Here is a 19,880-nt window from a genome sequence, read left to right on the forward strand (position 1 = left end):
GGCGCCAGGGTTCGGCGCTAGGCAGCCGTGGCGCGGCGGGTGGCTCGGGTGACCAGCAAGTGCAGCGTGACCGTGATCGCCAGGATGGCCCCGGCGACGCCGAGGAGGCCGTCCGGGGAGGAGCCGGCTGTCAGGGCGACGCCGCCGAGGGCGCTGCCGAGCGCCGAGCCGAGCGAGATCGCGCTGCCGTTGAGAGCGATCACGATCGTCGCCGAGTCCGGGGCCATGGTCGCGAGCCGAGCCTGCTGAGGCACGGCGCCGCCGCCGTTGCCGACGCCTGCGGAGAAGAACCAGACCAGGCCCCAGACCGCCGCCACGACGGCCGGGGCGAACATCAGCGCCACCATGCCGAGGATCGAGTTCAGCAGCAGCCCGATCAGGACCACGGTCAGCACGCGGATCGCGCTGAAGCGGTCGACGAGCCGGCCGGTGATCGCATTGCCCGCCATGCTCGAGACGCCGTACCCGAACATGATCAGGATGATCGCCCAGTGGGCCTTGAAGTGTGGGCCGAGGATCAGAGTCGCGTAGGTGAAGCAGGTGTAGCTGCTGCACAGGATGCCGGTGGTGACGAGCAGCCCGGCGAGAAGCCGCGGCTGCTTCAAGGGCCGGAGACGGTCCACAAGCGATCCGCCGGGCAGATGCAGCTGGGGGAGCCGGAGCAGGATGCCGACGAGCGCGATGGTGCCGACCACCGCGACCATGATCATCGGGAACCGCCAGCTCGACTGCCCGATCACCAGGCCGATCGGTACGCCGAGCGCAGTCGCGGTCATCCAGCCGCCGAGGACGAACGACAGCGCCTTGCCGTGGTGCTCGGGCGGCGTCAGCGCGATCACGTACCCGGTGACGGCCGCGTTCAGCAGGCAACCGCCGAGCGCCGCGATCACCCGGCCGCCGAGTGCGATCGGGTAGTTCGTCGCGATCCCGACGATCAGGTTGCCCAGCACGAACACGGCCAGCGCGAGCGCGATCGTCGTACGGCGTTCCCATCGTGAGGTCAGCGTTCCGAGGACGGGACCGGCGAGCGCGGCGGTGAACGCGAACACCGACATCAACTGCCCGGCGGCGGCCGCGGTGACGCTCAGGTCGCCGGCGATCTGCGGGAGCAGACCGGCCAGCACGTACCCGTCGATCCCCATCGAGAACGTCGCGACCGCCAGCCAGATGAACGGCCGGTAGGAGAACCCCTGCCCGTCCACCGCGCCGGCGGCCCGCGTCTGCGTCATGTAGATATCTCACCCCGAGCGGCCGACTCACGGCAAGACTAAAACTGATCAAACCTGCCAGAAAGTCTGCAACTGTGATCACCGACGGTCAGGACGGCCAGCGGTACTCGCGGCATTCCGGCGGCGTCGGCGTCTTCGGGACGGTATCGAGCTTCCCGTTCGGCAGCGTGACCACGACCACCGGGCAGGTCGCCGGCGCGGCGGTCGGGTCGATGCCACGATCGGTGACGATCAGCTCGCCGACGGCGTCGTACCCGCGGACCACGAAGTCGTTGAGACCGTTGTCGTCGGCGTCGTACGGTCCCCAGTTGGTGCGGCCAACGGTCGGCGCGAACCAGAACCCGTCCTGCAGGAACGCCTCGACCGGAGCCTGCCCCTTCGGCTGCACGGTGACCCGGGCGACCGACTTTGTGTAGACGCCCGCGTTCCGTGCAATCCGCATCATCGGGTCTCCGATCAGACGGGCTCCGGGGCTGAAGCGGATGCTCGGCTCGCTGACCACCCCACCGGCGGTGCGGCTGCACAGCCAGTACGCCGGATGGCTCTCGCGCGGAATGCCCTTCGGTCCCGTCGGGTAGGTCTGCAGGCCGGATCCGATCAGCCAGGTGTTCACCACGTTCGGATCCTTCACGCCGGTGAACTCGAACGCCCTGATCACCTTGTAGTCCGTGAACGGATGCGGCAGCGACTTGCTGGTGATCCGGTTGGCCTCCGCGAGGCATTGCGTGCGAAGGGTCGCGGTCTCGTCGGCGGTCAACGGCCTCGTCTTCGCCGGACCGGTCGCGGGCGGTGCGCTGTCGGTCTTGAACGCCCGTACGGCGACCACCAGGCCGGTGACCACGATCAGGACGGAGGCGGCCGCGAGCGCCGGGGCGAGGATCCGTCGCGCCCGGCGGACCGGCTCGGTCTCGATCGCCACGAGCAGTTCGGCGCGCAGCTTCTCGTGTGCGCCAGGCGGCAGCGGCCTGTCGGTGCGGCGGGTGAGTAGCTCGTTCATGGCAGTCTCTCCAAAGCCTCGTCCTCCGGTACGTCGACGCTGAGATCGCGAAGGCGCTTGCGAGCCCGCGACAGCCGGGACTTCACGGTGCCGAGCGGTACGTCGAGCGCGACGGCCGCGGACTGAGCGTCCAGTCCGCTCCAGAAGCAGAGTTCGACGATCTCCTGCTCGTGCCGCGGCAGCTTCCGCAGCAACGCGCGCAGCCGGCTCGCCTCCCGCTCGTCGTCGACCTGCGCCGCGACCTGATCCGCATGATCGGGTTCGTCCGTCGCGGGCGTCTGCCGGGCGAGGTTGAGCCAGCGGAACCGCTGCCGGCGGCGCTCGTTGCGGACCACGAAGTCCGCCGTACGGAACAACCACGGCAACGCCGAGTCGTGCACGAGCACCACGTCGGCCCGGCGGCGCCAGGCGTGCAGGAACACCAGCGAGGTCAGGTCTTCGGCATCACTCCACGACCCGATCCGCCGGAACACGAAGTTGTACACCGCCTTGGCATGCCGATCGAACAGCTCGCCGAACACCTCCGGCTCCCCGTCCATCGCCCGCCGCCACAACTCCCCGTCACCCACCGCCACCTCCAGATCGTCCCCCGTCACAGGGCCTTCACCGGATATATGTCCCGGCCCCCATTCGGGGTTGCACGGCCTGTTTCATACGACCGTTTCGTCAACCTGGACAGGGTTTGCGGTGCGGCGGCCCGGGCACCGGAGCGGCGACACGGGGATCACAACGGACGAAGGGAAGGAAGCATGGTATTCATCCTGTGGATCATCGCGGTGATCCTCGTCGTGTCCGGCATTGTCTCGCTGTTCCGCGGCCAGGTGATGTGGGGCGCAGCCCTGATCATCATCGGTCTGCTGGTCGGCCCGGGCGGCGTCAGTATCTTCACCTGATCCAAACGTGACTCAATGGCTGGGGGTCCCCGAACGACCCCCAGCCATTCCACGCACTGCTAGCCGACCGACGGCCCGAGGCCGAGGGACTGCGGCGTGCTGGAGTCGGGGCTCGGCTGGTGCAGCCCCTCGTCCAGTGCGCCGTACTCCGTCATCAGGGCGGCACTGCCGCCCCACGGCGTCTGCTCCTCCGCGATGAGGGTGTTGGTCGTCAACAGAAGACCGGCCACCGACGCGCCGTTCTGCAAGGCCGAGCGCGCCACCCGGAGCGGGTCGATGATGCCCATCGCGAGCATGTTGCCGTAGACGCCGTCCAGAGCGTCGAAGCCCTCGTCGACTCCCATCTGTGATGTACGTTCCAGCACTTCAGCGCCGTTGTAGCCGGCGTTCGCGGCGATCAGGTACGCCGGTTCGCGTAGCGCCCGGCGCACGATATCGACGCCGGTCTTGTAGTCGCCCTTGACGTCCAGACCGTCGAGGGCCGACGCGGCATGCAGGAGGGCCATGCCGCCGCCCGCGACGATCCCTTCGGCCATCGCGGCCCGCGTCGCAGACAGCGCGTCCTCGACCCGGTGCTGGAGCTCCTTGAGCTCGGCCGGGGTCGGCGCGCCGACGCGGATGACCGCAACCTTGCCCGACAACGAGCCGATCCGCTCGGTCAGGACGTCCTCGTCGACGCCGAACGTCGCCCGCTCGAGCTCTGACCGCAGCTGCGCGATCCGGAACGCCACGTCCTTGTCGTGCCCGGTGCCCGCGACGATCGCCGTACGGTCGGCAGTGACCCGCACCTGATCCGCGCGGCCCAGCTGGTCGATCGTCATGGTCTCGAGGGTGAACCCCGAGTGCCGGCTGTACACCGCGCCACCGGTGATCGCCGCGATGTCCTCCAGCTTGTGCAGTCGCCGGTCGCCGAACCCCGGCGCCTTCACCGCCACGCACTGGAACAGCCCGTTGACGTGGTTGTGCACCAGCATGCTGAGCGCCGTACCTTCGAGGCTCTCGGCGATGATCACCAGCGGCCGCGGCTCGCGCATGATCTTGTCGAGCAGCGGCATGATCTCCTGGACCTTCGTAATCTTCTCGCTGCACAACAGGATGTACGGGTTGTCGAGGACGGCCTGCAGGCTGCCCGGATCGGTCACCATGTACGGCGACATGTACCCGTTGTCGAACTCGAACCCCTCGACGAAGTTCACGCCCATCCCGTTGATCGACGACTCCTCGACGGTCACGATGCCGCCGTCGCCGACGGTGTGCAGGGCGTTCGCGATCACCGCGCCGACGATGTCGTCGTCGTTCGCCGAGATCGCTGCGACCCGCGCGTAGTCCTGCTCGGTCGCCACCGGGTGCGCGACCTCGCGCAGCCGGTCGACCAGCTTGCCGACGGCCAGGTCGATACCCCGCTTCACCAGAACGGGGTTCCCGCCGGAGCCGATCGCGTGCATGCCCTCGCGGATGATGGCCTGCGCGATCACGGTCGCCGTGGTGGTGCCGTCGCCGACGATGTCGTTGGTCTTGATCGCGGCTTCCTTGACCAGCTGTGCGCCCATGTTCTCGAACTGGTTCTTGAGGAAGATCTCCCGCGCGATCGTCACGCCGTCGTTGGTGACGACGGGCGATCCGGTGATCTTCTCCAGGATGACGTTGCGCCCCTTCGGGCCCAGCGTCGACTTCACGGCGTCTGCCAGCTGATCGACGCCGGACAGCAGAAGATCGCGGGCACTCTCACCGAATCTGAGTTCCTTGGCCATGGTGACCCTCCGGTCATGGTCTTGGGTGGATGAAGAGGAAGAGAGGGAAGGAAAGCGAGGAGGAAGGGGCCGGAACGGTCGTGTTACGGAACGAGGATCGCGCGGCCGCGGACCCGGCCGGCGTCGAGGTCGGCGACCGCGTCAGCGGCCGCGTCGAGGGGATAGGTCCGGGTGTGCAGCGTGACCTTGCCGGCCTGTGCGAGCGCCATCAGCTCGGCCAGCTCGTTGAACGTGCCGACGATGTTGCCGACGATGTTCCGCTCGGTCGAGATGATGTCCAGCGTCGGGATCTGCACCTGGCCGCCGTACCCGATCACGAAGTACGAACCGCCCCGGCCGGTCATCGCGAAACCGTCCTGCTCCGCGCCCTGCTCGGCGACGAAGTCCAGCACGACGTGTGCACCGCCGCCGTCGGTCAGCTCCAGCACCTTCTCAACCTGCTTGCCGTCAGCAACGACCGTCTGGTCGGCGCCGAGCTGCTCGGCCAGCTTGAGCGCGTCCGGGTTGCGGTCGACGACGATGATCCGCGCCGCCGTCAGCGCGGCCAGGCACTGTACGCCGATGTGCCCCAGGCCGCCCGCGCCGATCACCACGGCCGTCGTACCGGGAGGCAACAGTGGCAGCGCCTTCCGGACCGCGTGGTACGCCGTGATGCCGGCGTCGGCGAGCGCCGCGACATCCTGTGGTCGCGTGCTCGGGTCGAGTTTCACGCAGGCGCGGGCGGACGTGAGGAGGTACTCCGCCATCCCGCCGTCGCTGTCCAGTCCCGGGAACGAACTGTTCTCGCAGTGCATATCGTCCCCGGCCCGACAGGCATGACACAGACCGCAGGTCGGCGTCGGGTGCAGGATGACGGTGTCGCCGACCTGCACGTTGGTGACGGCCGAGCCGACCTCGTGCACCCAGCCGGCGTTCTCGTGGCCGATCGTGTACGGGAGCGACGGATGCATCGCCGCGTCCCACTGACCCTCGATGATGTGCAGATCGGTACGGCACACGCCGGCGCCGCCGATCTTGACGATGACGTCCAGCGGGCCCTTGACGACCGGCTCCGGTACGTCCTCGACCACTGGTTGCTGGTGGTACCCGTGCAGTCGAACGGCCTTCATACCTGCTCCTCCTCGCCCGCACCGGATTCGGTGTACCGGTGCCTCAGCATTCCCCTGCAGATACCGGTGTTGGCCTCGATGCCGGTCCGGGTCAGCCGGGCCAGCCCGAGATGTCTCGCCGCCGCGGGCGCGGCGACGGCCTCGCCGGTCGCGACGTCGATGAGCAGCGGTGCGTCCGGTCCGGTCGGCAGCCCGAGCTCGGCCCGGCGACGCAGCAGCCGGTCGAGCTCGGCCGACGGCGGTACGTCGGCGATCGTCAGCCGCGCGACCTCCGCCGGATCGGTGCCAGAAGCAACAAAAGGCCGGCAGACCTGATCGGTCCCGGCCAGCACCGCCTTGGCGACGAACGTACGGCGTAACTCGTCGAGCTCGGCCGCCGCCTCGCCGTCGAACGAGGCGACGAACCCCGCCCGCGCCGCCACCCCCGCGTTGATCTGGGCCGCAGCGAAATGATCCTCCAGCGCGACGTCGACCGACCGCAGGGCGGGGAGCGCCGACACCACGTCGTACGCGTCGGCGACCATCAGGAACGCGAAGTTCGGCGCACAGAAGTACGTCGGCAGCCGTAGCCGCACGACCGCGTCACCGGCGGCCGACACGACGCAGGTCGAGACGAATCCCAGCGTCGTGATCGGCTCGTCCAGCTCCGGGTCCCGGACCGCACTCAGTGCGTCCAGGACCCGGTCCTTCTCCGTGAAGACTGCCGTCATTACGACGCAACCAGCTTCGAGTCGTCCTGTGCGGCGGGTGTCTCCTCCTTCAGTTGCAGCTCGTCCGGCACCTTGATGTCGTAGAGCTTGGCCGCGTTCAGCCCGAGGATCTTCTTCTTCCCGTCCACCCCGAGCCGCGGGTAGTCCGCGAACTCCGGCTGGTCGGGGAACTCCCAGTCCACGAAGCCCTCGATCTGCCACTTCGGCTCCCAGATGCCGTAGTCGCTGCCGAACGTCATCTTGTCCTCGCCGACCCAGAACAGCAGTTCGCCCATCACCTTGGCGAAGAACTGCGGCCGCGCGTGCATCAGACCGCCGATGACGACCGACAGGCCGGCGTACACGTTGGGTTCCTGGGTGGCCATGAAGCAGAAGTCCTCGATCCGCGGCAGACCGACGTGCTCGACGATGAAGTTGAGCTCGGGGAAGTCGGTCGCGGCGTGGTCGACATCGGAGACGTCGAACGCGTCCTTGTCCAGCGGCCAGATCGTGGGGCCCTTGTGGACGTGGATGTTCTTGATCCCGAGCTCCTGCGCCTTGGCGAGGTAGGCGTACGCCGCCGGGTCGGTCAGCTTGTAACCGCGGGATCCGGCGTTCCACTCGGCCGTGTAGAGCTTGACGCCCTTCGAGCCGTACCGCTCGACGTTCGCGGCCAGCTCCACCAGACCGGCGTCACCGTCCCGCGGGTCGAAGCGGGTGTTCAGGACGAACATCCCCGGGTGCTTCTCGCCGAGGTTGGCGTTCTGCTCGGTGGTGTTGAAACCCTCCGTGTACCACTCCTTCAGGTACGTCGGCTGGAACACCGCGACGTCCACGTAGCCGTCCTCGAAGACGTCCTTCATCAGGTCGTCCTCGGTGTAGCTCATGAACTTCTCGATCGTCCAGTGGGTCTCCTTCGGGCCGAGGCTCTGGTACGCGTGGAAGCACTCGATCCAGCCCTTCGCGTACTGCTCCGCGCCCTTCACCCAGTTGTCCGGGCCGGCCTTCCACATGTGCATGTGGCTGTCGACCACGAAGTACTTCTCACCATTCTTCTCGTACACGAAGAGACCCCCTTGTCAGCTGGATGCGGTCAGGTCGAAGCCGATGTACTCGGCGGCGTCCTCGGGGTTGGCGAACATGATCGTCCGGTCGTCGAGGTGGACCATGCGGCCGTAGTGGGTCGACATGTTCTCCTCGAACTCGGCCTGGTCGAAGTACCCGGGCTCCTCGCCGAGTGCTTCGGAGATGTCGTCGTAGACGAAGTCCATCCGGCCGATCGCGTCGACCCGGATCATCGACGGCAGGTGCGTCACCGTGACGTTGTCCAGACCGGTCATCACCTCAGCGACAACCGCGCCGACCTGGTTGTTCATCAGCGTCACGCCGCACTTGTTGGACGCGGTGTTGTCCTGCTTGAACGGGCTTTCCGCGGTGGTGAACGTGGTGGTCACAGTGACAGCTCCTTCGGTTCCTCGAGGCCCAGCGAGGTGACGATGCCGCTGAACCGGCTCTTGACCCGGTCGAGGCCGTCCTCGAACCGTGGCGGTTTCGCGTCCGGCTGCGACCACAGCGGCTGCAGTGCGCGGGCCGCGGTGAGCGACTGCGCGGTCCACTTCGACGCCCAGTCCTGCAGGATCGACTTGTTGTGGTCCGCGAACTCCTTGTCGTTGGTGAGCAACTCGAACATCGCCGTCGTGTAGCGCAGGTCGCGCTCGGCGAAGTCGTACTCCGCCGCGCCGACGACCGTCGGGGTGACGAAGTCGCCGTTCCGCGGGGATGCCTGCTGTACCAGCTGGCTGCGGAACAGTTCACCGACGAGCGGCTCGAACACGACGTTCGCGGCGAAGATCGCCTCGCACCAGTCGTCGATCCCGGTCAGCTGCTCGGCCACGTCGCGCACACCCTGCCAGGCCGGATCGTTGTTCCAGGTCTCCAGGTGCGCACTGCCGTCGAAGCCCTCGATCTCCTCGGACAGCGTGAGGTTGTACAGCGCGAGGTCCTGGGCGGCGCGGATCCGGTGCATGCTGTTCACCGAGATCGCGTTGTTGTGCATGTTCGTCGGTGCGCGCCGGTTCGCGTTCGCGTACAGGTACAGGCCGAGCCCGTGGTCGACGTGCATCCAGGCGCCGACGTGCTGCTCGACGAAGCGGACCCAGTTGGTGTTCCACTGCTCGAAGGCCTTCGACTGCTTGGCGGCCTCGACGTTCTGGGTGACCTGGCGGACGACATTCGAGTTGTACCGGTAGAGCGTTAGCTCCCACTCTTCGTTCGGGTCGCGGAACTCGTGCCAGCCGGTGGCCGGCCATTCCTTGACGAACATGCCGCCGGTGCCGGGTCCACGCTGCGGGCTGGGCTTGTCCGAGCCCCAGGCCTTCAGCACGGTCCAGTCCAGCGGGTAGCCGCCGCGACCATCGGAGAAGCCGTACAACCAGCCCTGGCTGAGGTAGTGCCGCGGGTCGGGCTGTACCTCGACTGTGACGTCCTCGTAGTGGCTCTGCTTGCGCTTCTGCGGCGTGTAGTAGTTGTACCGCCGGGAATTCGAGTCCGGGAACTCCTGCGCGCCTGCCTCGGCGTCGGTGAAGACCGGCTTGGGCACGCTGCGTTCGGTCTTGGGTGAGTCCTGTGTGGTGGTCATCGGCTTCCTGCCTCCAGCACTTCCGAGTCACCGGCGTCGCCGGTCGTGGTGAACTTGTCGTAGTAGATGTGCTTGGTCACAACACCGAGCCGTTCGAGCAGCGGGATCGCCGCTTCGACCATCGGCGGCGGACCGCACACGTAGGCATCGGCCCCGGTCAGGCTCGGCTCGAGCCGGCGGACCACGTCGGTGATCAGTCCGCTCTCGCCGTCCCATTCCTCTTCTGACAGCGCCGGCACGTACCGGAACCGTGGCAGCCGCTGCTCGAGTTCGCGCAACTCCTCCTCGAAACACAGGTCCAGTTGCGTCCTGGACCCGTAGTAGAACGTCGTCGGCCGGTCGATCCCGCGTTCGGCCATCGACCGCAGCAGGGCCAGGATCGGCGCCATCCCGGCCCCGCCGCCGAGGAAGACCAGCCGGGCGTCCGGGTTGTCCCGGAGGGTGAACACCCCGAACGGTCCGGTCAGGTCCAACCGGTCTCCGACCCGGAGGCGCTGGTCCAGGAACTCCGAGAACATCCCGCCCGGATACACCTTGATGACGAACTCCAGTTGGCCGCTCTCGCGGCTCGACGTGTTCGCCATCGAGAACGAACGGGTCGCTTCGGTGTCCGGTACCGAGATGTCGACGTACTGGCCCGGGAAGAACTTCAGCTCGCCGGGTTCGGACAGCTTCAGCACCAGGTGCCGGAGGTCGTGCGTCACCGGAGTGATCGCGACGACCTCCGCCGTCCGTTCCTGGATCGGCAGACCCGAGCGGATCATGTCCTCGTCGTAGTTGAGCAGCTCGATCGTGAGGTCCTCGAAGGCGTGCGCCCGGCACAGCAGCGTGTAGCCCTCGTCCAGTTCGTAGTCCGGGAGCGCGAAGGTGCTGTAGCGGTCCAGGTCGATGTCCTCACCGTCGAGGACGAACGACTTGCAGGACGCGCACTGTCCCTCCTTGCAGCCGTGCATGAGCATCACGCCCTGCTCGGCCGCTGCGCGCAGGATCGTCTGGTCCTCGTCGACCTCGATCTCGATGCCGACGGGTTCGAACCTCACGACGTGCTTGTCGCCCATGTGAATCAGGCGTCAGCAGGAGCGGGTCGTCCGGCCGGGCCGCCCTTGACGTAGCGCGCCGCGAAGGCGGTCCGCTCGTCGTCGGACATCTCGTTCAGCAGTACGTTCGGGCTCGCCAGCGGCGGGCACTTGCGCAGGTGATCGAGGGTCCACATCTTGCTCGGGTCCAGGTCGAGGTGCGGCTGCGCGACCATCGTCTTGCCGTCGTCGCGGACGAAGCCCATGTCGGAGACGACGTCGGCCCAGTTCCAGCCGTGGTACAGCGTCTCCCACTCGCGGTGACCGATCAGCTTGCCCATGTTCGGCGTCTGCCGGCCCTGGTACGTCGGTCGGAACGCGGTCTCGTCGGTCCACTTGCACATCTCGTGGCAGTACGTCCGCCACTGGCCGTCGACCTTGGCCATCACCATGTCCTCACGGACCAGGCACGGGACCATGCAGGTCCAGCAGCGGTGCGGGTACTCGTAGTCGACGTCCTCGAAGACGATCGGCTTGTGCCCGTTCGGCGTGGCGAGCCGGTTGTAGTTCTCCCACCAGGCGCCGTACTTGTCGTACCAGCCCGGGTACTTGTACTCGAACCACTCGAAGTCCTTGTCCGTCATCGGGTCGATCCGCCAGTAGTTGGCGAGCCAGCCGGTGGCGAAGAACTGGGCGACCTCGTGCACGTAGCCCTTGTTCCAGATCTGGTTCCAGGACTCCTCGATCAGGTCGTGCGGGATCTCGAGTCCGTACTTCTCCAGCGGCACCAGGTAGCTGCGGTAGTAGTCGTCGTAGATCCAGCGGCGCCACATCTCCGCGTAGGACTCGCGGTCCTTGCGGCGGTCCTTGGTGCCGTACTCGATGAAGGTGCCGATCGCGGCGTCGACGACGCGGTGGTTGTTCCACCAGGCGTACCGCAGGTCGCGGGCGAGCAGCTGGTGGTTGTCCTCGTCGGCGAGCGCCATCAGCAGCGTCGCGTACCCGTTGCTGATGTGCCGGGACTCGTCGGACTGGACCGAGTGGAACACCGTCGGCAGCAGGTAGTCGCCGTTCGCGGCGGCCTCGGCCGGCATCGCGACGAACAGCGTGTTGGTGAAGGCGGTCTCTGCCACGATCGTCAGGTAGATGCTGGCCGCGGTGATCGCGTCACCGGTGATGAAGCCCTCGGCGAACTGACGGCCGATGGTGCCGCAGTAGTCGCTCTGGAAGTCGCGCAGGCTCGAGTTGAAGCCCGCTGGGTCGATGTAGTTGTTCATGTACAGGCGCTTGAGGTTCTGCTGGATCGTCGAGTGCCTGACCTCGTCGATCATCTGGATGGCCTGCCCGTTGTGCAGCTCGGGGTTCGGCACGGTCCGGAACAGCAGCGGCATCGCCCGCGCGGCCGAGATCTCCGGCAGCGGGATGATGCTCAGGAACAGCTTCTGCCATTCCAGCCAGCGTTCCTGGACCTGGCGGAACATGTTGCCGCGGATCGCGCCGTCCGAGGCGCCGTACACCCGGTGGTCCTTCTCTTCCTGCATCGGGAAGTACGACCGCAGCACCTGCTTCAGGGGGTCTTTCTTCTGTGCCTTACGGAACGTGTAGTCCGTTCCGTACTGGGAGACCGGCTCGTGGTACGCCGGTTCCCATGACAACTCCTGGATCTTCTGGTGGGCCTTCGCCACGCTTTGGCGACTCATGGCTTTCCTCCCGCTCATGTGGCCGGCTGTGTGCTTGCAGTACATCGCCGCCACGAGCGGGGTGAGGTCTCAAATTGAGAAGCGTTCAGGACTCGCCGAAGAAGGCCTCGCGGAGCTCGGCGAGCTGGTCCTGCTTCTGCTCCACGAGCCGGTGATCACCCTGCGGATCGGGCTGGATACCCAGGCAGCGCAGCAGTTCGGCGGCCGGTTCGCCGGGGTGGCCGGTGGCTCCGAGAACGGGATGCAGACCGGCGTCGGCGAGGTGTTCGAACACGAGATGGACGACGGTCCACGGGTTGTAGGACTCCTGCTGGGGCGAGACATCGTTGTCCATGGAACCTCCAGTCGTTTGATCTCCATCGCATGCCCGCACGGGCCTGGCGGTTGTCTCATTCTGAGACGCCACTTGTGTCCGGCTGCACTACTCTCGGACTGACGGGACGTGACCTGGTGGGAGGCCCCGTGGATGAAATCGCCCCCTCGATGGAGGACAACCGGCGGGCAGCTACGGCCCGGTTGAACTTCCTCACCCTCGATCCGGTCAAGCCGCAGGATGTCCGGCCGCCGATCCTTGCCTCCTGGGTACGGTCGCGGCGGTGGAAGCTGCCGGCCGACCGGATCACGCTGCCGTACGTCGCCGACCCGGACCTCGACATCCCGTTGACCCGCAGCGCCGCGCCCGTACTGCAGCAACTGCACCAGAACCTCGACGGCCAGCCGATCAGCGTGATCCTCACCGACCGGACCGGCATGGTCCTGGAGCGGCTGACCGCTGACACCAACCTGGCCCGGTACCTGGACAAGGTTTTCCTGGCGCCGGGCTTCAGCTACGCCGAGGAATTCGCAGGCACGAACGGCATCGGGACCGCGCTCGAGGGCGGCGGGCCGATGCACGTGTTCGGTCACGAGCACTACGCCGAGGATCTCGAGGATCTCGCGTGCGCCGGCGTACCGATCAAGCACCCGGTCAACGGCAAGACAATCGGCGCCATCGATCTGACCTGCTGGCGCAAGGACGCCGGATCGCTGCTGATGGCGCTTGCCAAGACCACCGCGGAGAACATCCGGGCCGCGCTGCTCAAGGACAGCTCCGCGCGGGAGATCTCGCTGTTGCAGGCGTATCTGCAGAGTTCACGCCGGCTCGGCGACATGGTGATCGCGGTCGACGACGACCTGTTGCTGATGAACGCGAAGGCCGGTCAGTCGCTCGATGCGTCGGACCAGCGGGCCGTGATCGGCTATGCGGGCGAGATGCTGGCCCGCGGTACGACCGAGGCGATCGTGGCCGAGCTGCCGACCGGTTCCTGGGTGCGGATCATGTGCCGCCCGGTCACGTCCGGCGGTCGTGGTGGCGGCGGGATCATTCAGGTCAGCCCGCATTCGCCGGGCGTCGGCGTTCGTACGCCGGCCACCGGGCATCGTCCGCCGCCGCGCCCAGTTCTTCCTGGGCTCGTGGGGCGTAGTGCGCCGTGGTTGGGCAGCAGTCGTGAAGTGGACAACGCGTGCCGGGCCGGCCAATGGGTCGTGCTGACCGGCGAGCGGGGGACCGGCAAGGTCATGCTGGCGCGCGCCGCGCATCATCAGAACAACCCGGCCGGCTTGTTCCACGTTGTCGACGCTGCTCGGGTGGGTGACGGGTTCGCCGCCGAGCTGGAGTCCGAGCTGGCCGATGATTCGGTGCAGGCGTTGGTGATCCGGCACGTCGAGCGCCTGGACGCGAGCGGTGTCGATGCAACGATCGCTGCGCTGTACGACGTACTCGAACGCCGGCCGGCCGATCCGCCGTGGATCGCGCTTACCCTCACGTCGGACGACGCCGACACTCCTGACCTTGATGAGCTGCTGTCGCTTTTCCCGCTGACCGTCGAGGTGCCGCCGCTGCGACACCACATCGAGGATGTCCGCGAGCTGGTCCCGTACTTCCTCAACCAGTTGAGCCACGGCGAGCTGACGTGCGGGCCGGATGCCATGCAGCAACTGATGCGCTCTGCTTGGCCCGGCAACACCGCCGAGCTGTGCCAGATGCTCAAACAGGTCGTCGTACGGCGTCGTCGTACCGGAGTCATCACGCCTGCGGACCTGCCGGCTCGTGCGCAGGCGATCAGCCGCCGCAGCCTGAGCCAGCTGGAGGCGCTCGAACGCGACGCGATCATTCGCAGCCTCATCGCCAACGACGGGCACAAGGGTCACGCCGCGAAGTCGCTCGGCATGTCCCGCGCCACCATCTACCGCAAGATCCACGACTACGGGATCCAGCCGCCGTCAACCTGATCACACGGTGAGGGTGACGACCCAGCGGTGCGGGGAAATTGGTCGGGTGCGGGTGAAGCCGTGGTTCTCGAACGCGGACATCGGCCCGGTGTGCAGGAACGAGCCGGACACCTTGCGGTCGTCGGTCTCCTCTGGGTAGCCCTCGACCACGCCACCGCCGTACTGCGCGATCTGCGCCAGCGCGCCGCCGAGCGCAGCATCTGCGACGCCGCGTCCACGCAATCCCTTGCCGGTGAAGAAGCAGGTGATCCGCCAGTCAGGCAGCGTTGTCAGACCCTTCTCGTACAGCCGACGACTCTTCACTTCCGGCAACTCTTCAGGCGACCCGAACTGGCACCACCCCAAACACTTCTCACCCTCGAACACCAACGCAGCATGCGTGTCCCCGCTATGAACCCGCGCCTCTTTCTCCTCACGATTCTGCTGCGCAGTCCGCCCCTTCCCGAGCTTCACATGAAACCCCATACACCAACACCCACCCCAAACCCCGTTATTAGCCTCAACCAACTCAGCAAACGCAGCCCAGGTGTCAGCGTCCAACGCCCGCACAGAAAACCCCATACCCACCCACCTCCGATCACACCGTACTGTCCTGGGATGGCTCTACCTACACAAAGGATTAGCTGCCGGGAGAGATGACTAGGACGAGGGAGCCGTCGAAGTGGGATTGGTTGCGGAGGTGGCCGTGGTTGGTGTCCCAGGTGCCGTTGGCCAGGTCTCGGGTCAGGTGGGATTCGAAGCGGGTGTGGACTTCGGGGGGTACGAAGCTCCAGGCGGAGTTGGCCTTGCGGGCGCCGGGGTCGAGTAGGCGTTCGGGGCGGCCGTAGTACGCCTCGCCGAAGCCGTCGGTGCAGAGGAGGGGGATGGGCAGCGACATGACCATGCCGCCGCCGAGGGCGGACACGATCGCGTCGACGGGTGGGTAGCGGCCGGCCTCGACGTCGATGGCCTCGGGCGCGTACTCGTACAGCCAGAACTTCTGCAACAGCGTCGGATCGCAGGTCAGTACGACGACCGGGCCGCGGGTGACCCGGCGTACCTCGGTCAGGCCGGCGCTCAGGTCGGGCCACTGGTGGACGGTGAACGTCGCCATCGCGGCGTCGAAGGTGTCGTCGTCGAAGGGCAGGTCCTGCGCCGTCGCGTCGACCGCCTCGACCCGGCCGGCCGGCCGCTGCGCACGCATCTGCGCCGACGGCTCGACCGCGGTCACCTCGAGATCGCGCGGCTCGTACGACCCCGCACCGGCGCCGACGTTCAGGACGGTCCGTACGTCGCCGAGCGCGTCGCGAATAGCCGCCTCGATCTGCGGCTCAGGCTGCCGGTACGACGTGTAGCCGCCACCGATCCGCCCGTAATCCGCGTCCCCCGCGCTCCCGTCCGCCGACCGCCCTGCCGTTCCCTGGTGGCTGCTCATCAGGCTCCTTTGCAGGTGAGTTCCTACCAGGGACCATACGGCAGAACCAGCCATACCAATGGTCTACAAATCAGACCACTGGTATCGCTGGTCACGCCTCACACGCGGCGGGAGTGTTTCCTCGAGCGGTGGAGTTGCCAGGTGGGGAGGAGCAGGAGTTCGTCCTGGTTCGAGCGGTCGTCGGGGTTGCTGCGGAGGTAGCGGGTGATGCCGTCGGAGTTCACCCGGACGCGGGGGCCTCGGGTGCCGTCGCTGCGGCGGACGAAGGCGCGGCCGGCGCCTCGGTCGAGCCACTGGACGAAGTCGGCGAGCGACGACTCCTCCGGGTCGAGGCTGCCGGGGTCCCACCGCACGGCAGCGATGTGCTTGAGGTCGGGGTCGCCATTCAGTCCGACCGCGGTCACGTACAGGGTCGTGTAACTCGCCAAGCTGGCCATCGAACGGTTCCTTCGGCGTACGCGGAGAAGTCAGGGTTTCTCCACCTCGGAGGCTAGCTGTCGGTGATCGCCTTGTGAAGTGAGTCTCAAAGGATGTCAAAATCCGTCATTTTGACTAGGTTAGGCTTACCTAATTTATGGAGTGAATCGTGACGGACCCTCGGGTCGCCGTGGTCGGTGCCGGCCCGGCTGGAATCTATGCCGCTGACATTCTCGCCCAGGAGCATCCGCGGGTGCTGGTCGATCTCATCGAGCGGCTGCCGGCGCCGTTCGGGCTCGTGCGGTACGGCGTGGCGCCGGACCATCCCCGGATCAAGGAGATCATCAAGGCGCTGCACCGGGTGGTGAACCGCGACCGGATCCGCTTCGTCGGGAACGTTGCTTACGGCACCGACCTGAAGCTCGACGATCTGCGCCGGCACTACGACGCCGTCATCTTCGCCACTGGCGCGATGACGGACCGATCGCTCGATATCCCGGGGGTCGAGCTGCCGGGCAGCCACGGCGCCGCGGACTTCGTCAGCTGGTACGCCGGGCATCCCGACGTACCGCGTGATTGGCCGCTGGATGCTCGCGAGGTCGCGGTCGTCGGCGCGGGCAACGTCGCGCTCGACATCGCCCGGATGCTCGCCAAGCCGGCCGACGAGCAGCTGAGCACCGAGATCGCGGACAACGTCTACCAGGGCCTCAAGCTCAATCAGGCGACCGACGTCCACGTCTTCGCGCGGCGCGGTCCGGCGCAGATCAAGTTCACGCCGATGGAGCTGCGGGAGTTGTCCCACTCGCCGTCGGTCGACGTGATCGTGCATCCCGAGGGCTTCGAGATTGACGACGCGAGCCAGGCCGCGATCAGCTCGAGCAAGAGCACCCGGCTCGTCGTCGACACGCTGCTGAAGCACCTCGACGCCGAACCGACGGGCGCGCCGCACCGGATCCACATCCACCTGTGCCAGGCGCCGATCGAGATCCTCGGCACCGACCGGGTCGAAGGTCTACGCACCGAGCGGATGCAGCTCCAAGGCGACGGCACGGTCAAGGGCACCGGCGAGTACGTCGATACGCCCGTGCAGGCCGTGTACCGCGCGGTCGGCTATCTCTCCTCGCACCTGCCGGAGATCCCGTTCGACCACCACGCCGGCGTGATCGCCAACGACCGCGGCCGGGTCCTCGACCTGGACGGCGTACCGCTGCCCGGTCTGTACGTGACCGGCTGGATCAAGCGCGGCCCGGTCGGGCTCATCGGCCACACGAAGTCGGATGCCGCGGAGACGATCGCCAGTCTGCTGGAGGACCTCGACCAGCTGCCGGCGCCGGAGATCAGCGACCCGGCCGCGATCCTCGAGCATCTGCCCGGGCCCGTCGTCGACGTGGCCGGCTGGGCCCGGCTCGATGCTCACGAGATCGCGCTGGGTCAGGCCCAGGGCCGCGAGCGGGTGAAGGTCGTGCCTCGTGACGAGATGCTCAACGCTGCGCGAGGCCGTTGACGAAGGATGCTGCCGCCGCGTAGGTCAGCGGCGGCTCCGGGTTCCACGGCAGCACGTTGCCCGCACGTACGCCGGGCACCTCGGACCAGCCCGGGATCGCGGCCAGACGATCGGCACCGAGCGAGTTCGGGCGCTGGTCGTACAGGACGATGTCGGCGGGGTGCTTGGCGGCGAGCTCGTCCCACTTGACGACCTCCCAGCCGCCCGCGGTGGTGGTCGGGGTGAACTGCACACCGGCGTCGGCGAGCATGCGAAGGCTCGGCCAGTACGCAGGGCTCGCGACGTACGCGTCGGTGTCGGTGCCGCCGGACAGGGCGACCACCCGCAGCTCGGTCGGCGCCGACGTCATGTCCGTGGCGGGATCCTCTACGTCGGCCCCGAGCGCCTCGGCCAGTTCATGGAAGCGCTGGATGACGGAGTCGAGCGTCCGGCCCCCGGCGATGCCGATCGCGAGGATCGGCGCGAGCCCGGCGACCCTGGCGGCAATGCCCTCCGACAGGCCGTACACCTCGCCGCCGTACGTAACGCTCACCACGAGATCGGGATCGAGGGACTTGACCAGATCGTCGTCGACGGCGTCACCGCCACCGACGTACGGCAGGTCAAGCCCGACCGTCGCGCCGCTGTCCGCGTGATGCTGCGAGCCGAAGTACCCCACGACCGGTACGCCGAGACTCGCGAGCGTCTGCGCTGCCTGGGCGTAGGCGAGCACCCGGGTCGGCCGACTGGCTGTCTCGATGTGCTGCTCACGATCGTCGTCGAACGACCAAGTCATCCGGGCACCATCCCTCTCGTCGAGCCGATCCGCAGTCCCATCATCGCCGCGACGTCACGCACGGAAACCTGCGTCGCACCGCAGAGTGACGTAAGGCTAGCCTAACTTCACGACGGTTGCTGGCAGGGCCTTGGCTCGTACGGCGGTGCCGGCGCGCAGGTCGGTGGCTGTGGTGGCGCTGAGGGCGGTGACGGTGGCGGTCGTGACCGGGACGGGTGCGCCGAGGTGGCGGGCGAGTTGTTCCAGGACCGCGAGGCCTCGTTCGTTGTCGATGGCAACCACCACTCGCTCGGTCGCCGCCGACATGCCTTCGCGGAAGAGTGTGAAGGGGCTCGCGGCATCGATCCTGGCGAGGTTTGCCAGCGTCACAGCGGGATGCGGCACGTGGTTGGCGTTCGCGAGGCTTGCAGTCGCTTGCAGTCGCTTTCGTCAGCACGAGTGCCGGGCTGAAGACCTCCGCGGCCAGCCCCCGAGAACGGCGTACCTCACGCGCCGAGCTCTACTGTGCCGGAGGTCCCGGGCGTACCATCTCGACAGGGGGAGAGACGATGCCACTTGCAAGCTACGGGGTCCTCGCTGGACGGTTGGTTCGGTTCGCGCGGGAGGATCCGAACGACTTCGGCTCGTGGTACCACGGGAAGATGTACGTCGCGGCGCCCGCGGGTGAGTACGAAGGTGCCGTGGACGTGTCGACGCCAAGCGGCGTACCTGTGGAGTATCGCGAGGTGCGCTATCTCGACGCGGAGCTGTTCGCCGCCACCGCCGCACTGCCTGACAGTTGGCACCTGCTCGACAGCACGCCGGACTCCGGTGCGCTCGACTATCTCCGCTCACCGCTGCTGGGATCGTCGCAGTCCGGCTGGGTGGAGAGTACTGCGGACAACGCGCTGGACCTGCTCGAGCAGCTACTGACCGGCTCGCGCCGCGTCTACGTGTACGGCGCCCCGTACGACGAGGGCCTCGGCGTCCACGACATCCATTACAACCAAGGCGACCCACCCGGCGAGTTCCAGCACCTCGACGCCATCTGGCAAGACGGCGGCACCATCATCGAACGGGCCGACGGGGAACTAGTTGCCTTCCTCACCAAGTTCAAACCCCAGGTCCTCACCACAGACGACAACGGCCTACCGGTCTGACCTCAACGGCACCCGCAGTACGACGTGCCCTGGGCGGACCTCCAGCGTGCCGTCGACGGCTCGTACCCGGTCCGGGAGCTCGCCCAGCTCCAACCGCTCGGCCTGGACCCGAAGATCCAGCGAGAACCAGTCGTTGACCACGGCACCTGTCACGAACCTCGCCCCTTGCCGGGTCACCTCAGCGACGAGCAGGTACGCGGTCGTCTCAAGCACGTCCGGGAGTCGCCGCACCGGCAGCTCACCGACGGTCAGATCATCGGTCTCGCCCAGCGCCCGGAAGGCGGCCGGCAGACCCTCGTCCTTGAGCATGACCGGAGACAGACCGTGCGCGAGCTCAG

At 67.3% G+C, this 19,880-nt stretch carries 22 protein-coding genes; 4 read left to right on the plus strand and 18 right to left on the minus strand.

Annotated features, from left to right (window positions below; all coding sequences use genetic code 11):
• Positions 1–17 precede the first annotated feature (17 nt).
• The 3 genes from EV645_RS18375 to EV645_RS18385 all read right to left on the minus strand — a co-directional run bounded on the left by EV645_RS18375 (position 18) and on the right by EV645_RS18385 (position 2,822).
• Positions 18–1,229 carry an MFS transporter gene (locus tag EV645_RS18375; protein ID WP_130445101.1) on the minus strand — a complete coding sequence of 404 codons (1,212 nt, stop codon included), beginning with the start codon at positions 1,227–1,229 and terminating at the stop codon, positions 18–20.
• Between the two features lie 88 nt (positions 1,230–1,317).
• The gene (locus EV645_RS18380) at positions 1,318–2,226 is read right to left on the minus strand and encodes a hypothetical protein (RefSeq protein WP_130445102.1); all 909 of its coding nucleotides are present in this window, start codon (positions 2,224–2,226) and stop codon (positions 1,318–1,320) included.
• Entirely contained in the window at positions 2,223–2,822 is a 600-nt protein-coding gene (locus EV645_RS18385; RefSeq protein WP_242000496.1) for an RNA polymerase sigma factor, read from the minus strand. Before EV645_RS18385 ends, EV645_RS18380 begins: the two co-directional genes overlap by 4 nt.
• A gap of 153 nt (positions 2,823–2,975) precedes the next feature.
• On the opposite strand from EV645_RS18385, the gene EV645_RS42240 reads away from it, so the two are divergent.
• On the plus strand, positions 2,976–3,119 hold the full coding sequence (locus tag EV645_RS42240; protein WP_170989620.1) for a GPGG-motif small membrane protein: 144 nt from the start codon (positions 2,976–2,978) through the stop codon (positions 3,117–3,119).
• 59 nt (positions 3,120–3,178) lie between these two features.
• Here the strand turns inward: EV645_RS42240 and groL are convergent, their stop codons facing one another.
• The 9 genes from groL to EV645_RS18430 all read right to left on the minus strand — a co-directional run bounded on the left by groL (position 3,179) and on the right by EV645_RS18430 (position 12,356).
• Entirely contained in the window at positions 3,179–4,870 is a 1,692-nt protein-coding gene (groL, locus tag EV645_RS18390; protein ID WP_130445103.1) for a chaperonin GroEL, read from the minus strand.
• An 83-nt stretch (positions 4,871–4,953) separates the two neighbouring features.
• Entirely contained in the window at positions 4,954–5,979 is a 1,026-nt protein-coding gene (locus EV645_RS18395; protein WP_130445104.1) for an NAD(P)-dependent alcohol dehydrogenase, read from the minus strand.
• Positions 5,976–6,689, minus strand: coding sequence for an iron-sulfur cluster assembly protein (locus tag EV645_RS18400; protein ID WP_130445105.1), 714 nt, complete (start codon positions 6,687–6,689; stop codon positions 5,976–5,978). Before EV645_RS18400 ends, EV645_RS18395 begins: the two co-directional genes overlap by 4 nt.
• Positions 6,689–7,732, minus strand: a complete 1,044-nt coding sequence (locus EV645_RS18405; protein WP_130445106.1) for an amidohydrolase family protein — start codon at positions 7,730–7,732, stop codon at positions 6,689–6,691. Before EV645_RS18405 ends, EV645_RS18400 begins: the two co-directional genes overlap by 1 nt.
• A 15-nt stretch (positions 7,733–7,747) precedes the next feature.
• Complete coding sequence (gene mimD / locus EV645_RS18410; RefSeq protein WP_130445107.1) at positions 7,748–8,122, minus strand: propane 2-monooxygenase effector subunit MimD; 375 nt, start codon at positions 8,120–8,122, stop codon at positions 7,748–7,750.
• On the minus strand, positions 8,119–9,306 hold the full coding sequence (locus tag EV645_RS18415; protein WP_130445108.1) for a ferritin family protein: 1,188 nt from the start codon (positions 9,304–9,306) through the stop codon (positions 8,119–8,121). The genes mimD and EV645_RS18415 overlap by 4 nt, the downstream gene beginning before the upstream one ends.
• On the minus strand, positions 9,303–10,346 hold the full coding sequence (locus tag EV645_RS18420; protein ID WP_198681681.1) for an FAD-binding oxidoreductase: 1,044 nt from the start codon (positions 10,344–10,346) through the stop codon (positions 9,303–9,305). The genes EV645_RS18415 and EV645_RS18420 overlap by 4 nt, the downstream gene beginning before the upstream one ends.
• A gap of 23 nt (positions 10,347–10,369) precedes the next feature.
• On the minus strand, positions 10,370–12,022 hold the full coding sequence (locus tag EV645_RS18425) for a ferritin family protein (protein ID WP_130445110.1): 1,653 nt from the start codon (positions 12,020–12,022) through the stop codon (positions 10,370–10,372).
• Positions 12,023–12,107: 85 nt separating this feature from the next.
• Positions 12,108–12,356, minus strand: a complete 249-nt coding sequence (locus EV645_RS18430; RefSeq protein WP_130445111.1) for a hypothetical protein — start codon at positions 12,354–12,356, stop codon at positions 12,108–12,110.
• 128 nt (positions 12,357–12,484) lie between these two features.
• On the opposite strand from EV645_RS18430, the gene EV645_RS18435 reads away from it, so the two are divergent.
• A complete protein-coding gene (locus EV645_RS18435; protein ID WP_198681682.1) occupies positions 12,485–14,293 on the plus strand; it encodes a sigma-54-dependent Fis family transcriptional regulator in 1,809 nt (602 codons plus the stop codon).
• Here the strand turns inward: EV645_RS18435 and EV645_RS42780 are convergent, their stop codons facing one another.
• The 3 genes from EV645_RS42780 to EV645_RS18450 form a co-directional block, all read right to left on the minus strand.
• Positions 14,294–14,596: a hypothetical protein gene (locus tag EV645_RS42780; protein WP_242000497.1), complete on the minus strand. Its 303-nt coding sequence runs from the start codon at positions 14,594–14,596 to the stop codon at positions 14,294–14,296.
• Between the two features lie 316 nt (positions 14,597–14,912).
• Positions 14,913–15,707: a class I SAM-dependent methyltransferase gene (locus EV645_RS18445; RefSeq protein ID WP_130445113.1), complete on the minus strand. Its 795-nt coding sequence runs from the start codon at positions 15,705–15,707 to the stop codon at positions 14,913–14,915.
• A 98-nt stretch (positions 15,708–15,805) separates the two neighbouring features.
• Entirely contained in the window at positions 15,806–16,144 is a 339-nt protein-coding gene (locus tag EV645_RS18450; protein ID WP_130445114.1) for a hypothetical protein, read from the minus strand.
• A gap of 149 nt (positions 16,145–16,293) precedes the next feature.
• Between EV645_RS18450 and EV645_RS18455 the strand changes: the two genes are divergently transcribed.
• Positions 16,294–17,628, plus strand: coding sequence for an FAD-dependent oxidoreductase (locus tag EV645_RS18455; protein ID WP_130445115.1), 1,335 nt, complete (start codon positions 16,294–16,296; stop codon positions 17,626–17,628).
• Here the strand turns inward: EV645_RS18455 and EV645_RS18460 are convergent.
• Together EV645_RS18460 and EV645_RS18465 are read right to left on the minus strand one after the other, a co-directional pair.
• Positions 17,606–18,403: an ABC transporter substrate-binding protein gene (locus EV645_RS18460; RefSeq protein WP_130445116.1), complete on the minus strand. Its 798-nt coding sequence runs from the start codon at positions 18,401–18,403 to the stop codon at positions 17,606–17,608. The two genes, EV645_RS18455 and EV645_RS18460, sit on opposite strands and share 23 nt — an antisense overlap.
• A gap of 96 nt (positions 18,404–18,499) precedes the next feature.
• Entirely contained in the window at positions 18,500–18,823 is a 324-nt protein-coding gene (locus EV645_RS18465) for an NAD/NADP octopine/nopaline dehydrogenase family protein (RefSeq protein ID WP_130445117.1), read from the minus strand.
• A 128-nt stretch (positions 18,824–18,951) separates the two neighbouring features.
• On the opposite strand from EV645_RS18465, the gene EV645_RS18470 reads away from it, so the two are divergent.
• Positions 18,952–19,542, plus strand: coding sequence for a DUF2278 family protein (locus tag EV645_RS18470; RefSeq protein WP_130445118.1), 591 nt, complete (start codon positions 18,952–18,954; stop codon positions 19,540–19,542).
• Here the strand turns inward: EV645_RS18470 and EV645_RS18475 are convergent.
• Positions 19,531–19,851 carry a hypothetical protein gene (locus EV645_RS18475; RefSeq protein ID WP_130445119.1) on the minus strand — a complete coding sequence of 107 codons (321 nt, stop codon included), beginning with the start codon at positions 19,849–19,851 and terminating at the stop codon, positions 19,531–19,533. The genes EV645_RS18470 and EV645_RS18475 overlap by 12 nt on opposite strands.
• Positions 19,852–19,880: the final 29 nt, after the last annotated feature.

It is taken from the genome of Kribbella rubisoli (assembly GCF_004217145.1).
In the GTDB taxonomy this organism is placed as follows: domain Bacteria; phylum Actinomycetota; class Actinomycetes; order Propionibacteriales; family Kribbellaceae; genus Kribbella; species Kribbella rubisoli.